Source organism: Comamonas sp. B-9, from assembly GCF_000410635.1.
GTDB lineage: Bacteria > Pseudomonadota > Gammaproteobacteria > Burkholderiales > Burkholderiaceae_C > Comamonas.
Genome location: NZ_APCR01000440.1, coordinates 1 through 248, shown reverse-complemented (window position 1 = coordinate 248; position 248 = coordinate 1). Strand labels below are relative to the sequence as shown.

The 248-nt window shown below is 54.0% G+C and carries 1 rRNA gene; it reads right to left on the bottom strand.

Going from position 1 to position 248, the window contains the following annotated elements:
* Positions 1-248 (bottom strand): 16S ribosomal RNA (locus H928_RS0104145); the annotation flags it as partial.

The window sequence follows — 248 nt, the reverse complement described above, 5'->3', positions numbered from 1 at the left end:
GCCCCACCTATAAGGGCCATGAGGACTTGACGTCATCCCCACCTTCCTCCGGTTTGTCACCGGCAGTCCCATTAGAGTGCCCTTTCGTAGCAACTAATGGCAAGGGTTGCGCTCGTTGCGGGACTTAACCCAACATCTCACGACACGAGCTGACGACAGCCATGCAGCACCTGTGTTACGGTTCTCTTTCGAGCACATGTCCATCTCTGGTCACTTCCGTACATGTCAAAGGTGGGTAAGGTTTTTCG